The organism is Fundidesulfovibrio sp., from assembly GCF_058402725.1.
Genome location: NZ_JBZVFJ010000281.1, coordinates 1 through 2456, shown reverse-complemented (window position 1 = coordinate 2456; position 2456 = coordinate 1). Strand labels below are relative to the sequence as shown.

Sequence of the window (2456 nt, the reverse complement as noted above, 5' to 3'; positions counted from 1 at the left end):
CGACTCGAGAGGAGGGTTAGCGTGGCGAGCGGACTCGTGGTGGAGGTCCGATTCACGCGCGAGATTGTCCGTCGTCGCCGCCGCCGCCGCATCCCGCGCACGCACCGCCGGAACCGCTCCGAGCACGCCACCGACGCGTCGAACCGCACCTCCAGCGCCCAGAACACCGCCGCGTACAGCAGCAGCCACAGCGGCGTGGACAGCATGATGAGCGAGCGACCCAGCGGGTCCTGGCCCGCGCGCCCCGTCACGCACTCCAGACTCACGCCCTCCGTCGAGAACGCCGACATCCCGTTCGTCACCTCGATCGACGTCCGCACGCTCCCCGGCCAGTCGAAGTCGATCGCCGCGATGATCGAGATGGTCTGGAAGTGGTTGAAGAGGATCTTGAGCACGCGCACCACGCTGTTCGACGTCGCCGACCCCGCCGCCGCGTACGTGCGCGCCAGCAGCCCGCCCATGACGACCGTGAGGAGCACGGCGAGCCCGAAGAGGCGGAGCGCGGTGTCGGTCTGCGAGCCGCAGGGCTGGCAGAGTCCGCCCACGTCGCGGTAGAAGCCCGCCTCGCACGACGCGCACAGCACGCCCGTGTGGCCCTCGCGACACTGCTCCTGGGCCGCGGTCTCGAGGCGCAGACCGGGCACGGCCCGGGGCGCGAGGAAGAGGGCGGATTGGGACTGGTTGGAAGGCTGGATGGTGTCGGACGGATCGCCCCAGCCCTCGCACGCCTCGAGCCGCGCACACGCCGCGAAGCCCAGTCGGTCGGCGCTCCACGGCACGCGCCAGTGACCCACGAGCGCCGTGACGTTCTCGGACCCGAGCCCGCCGCAGTACGCGCCCGAGGGACACGCCCGACACTCCCACTCGTGCGGCGCCTCGTGCGTCGCGAGGAACTCGGACTCCTCGCACGTCTCCGGCGTCATCGAGGAGAACGCCGTCCACGCGCTCGGCCCCGTGGGGTTGACGGCGCGGACGCGCACCGCCACGGGGAAGCGCGTGAAGACCGCGAGCGAGTGCTGGAAGGTCGCGGGGTCGGAGGGGTCGGGTCCCGGGACGCGGAGCTTGACGTTGGTGAAGAGGAGGTTCTGGGCGGTCTCGGTGCGGTTGATCGGGTGGAGGTCCACGATGTGGAGGTCGAAGGATGTGGGCTCCGCGGGGAGGATGCGGTCCAGCGAGGAGGTGGATGAGGAGGACTTGAGCGTGCGGTGGAGCCAGGTGAGCACGAGGGTCTGCGACTCCCCCACGGGTCGCCACACGCGCAGCTCGCTCGGCGGCTCCGGGAGCGCGCCCGCGCCCCGGAACGAGAAGAGCAGCGTGTTGGACGACAGCCCGCCACGTGTCGTCACGCGCAGCGGGAGGTCCAGCAGACTCCGCGGGTCCGTTCCTTCGGGCGGGGTCGGCACCACGCACGACAGGCTCTGCGCGCTCAGCACGCGCACCGACTCGCACTCCAGCGGCCCCAGCGACACGCGCGACACGTCCGTGGAGACGCGCCCGAAGTGGAAGCCCAGGATCATCAGCGTCTCGCCCGCGGCCGCCGGCGACGGCGTGAAGGAGGTGACGCGCGGCTCCGGCAACACCTCCAGCAGCTGCACCGCGGCCGCCCTCGCGTCGCCCGACAGCGCCTGGTCGCCGACCGTGACGTCCACGCCGCCGTTGAGCTGCATCGTCGAGCCGTTCACGGCCCCGCACACGAGCTCGGAGGACGACACGTGCGCCACGACCCCGCACGGCACGCCCGCCACGGCGAGGAAGGCGACGTCGTCGGCGCGGTTGCCGAGGTGCTGGCCGCGGAGCGTGAAGGTCTCGAGGACGCGCGGGCCGATGAAGGTGTACAACGGCGAGACAGAGGTGATGACGGGCGGGCTGTAGCGGAAGGCGGCGGGCGAGGAGGATGCGAGGAGGCCGCGCGTGGTGACGACGAGCGGGTTGCGGAGCGCGGAGCCCACGCCGGGCGGGACCTCGACACGAAGGGACGTCGGGGAGAGGTGGGCGAGGAGGCGACAGGGACGACCGCCGAGCGTGATGTTGACGACGTCGGAGGCGGCGAAGCCGAGGTGGGCGCCGAGGAGGGAGACCTCGGTCGGGGAGGCGGTGGGGCCCGAGTCGGGACTGAGGAGCGAGATGGAAGGGCGTGGGACGAGCGGGATGGGCGCGGAGGGGGAGGAGGACTGGTTGGCGACGCGGAGGACGAAGGAGGCGGTGGTGAGGGAGGGGTCGTCGAGGGGCGCGGAAGCGAGGGAGAGGTTGAGGCAGGAGAGGCGCGTGATGGGGTTGAAGGGTGGGGAGAGGGAGACGAGGGAGCCGCAGGAGGCGCGCCAGGTCGGGCCGATCCGGAGCTCGAGGGCGTCGATGTGGGCGAGGTCGGAGCCGGCGTCGGCGACGAGGAGCTCGATGGGGTCGACGGGACCGGGACCGAGGAAGAGGTGCGGGGCGGAGACGGAGAGGATGGAGGG

Annotated in this window: 1 protein-coding gene; it reads right to left on the bottom strand. The window is 72.1% G+C overall.

The features are described from left to right. A partial coding sequence (locus tag ACV4UX_RS18695; RefSeq protein WP_491594791.1) for an IPT/TIG domain-containing protein occupies positions 1 to 2126 on the bottom strand: 2126 nt, incomplete at its 3' end. Between the last annotated feature and the right edge of the window lie 330 nt (positions 2127 to 2456).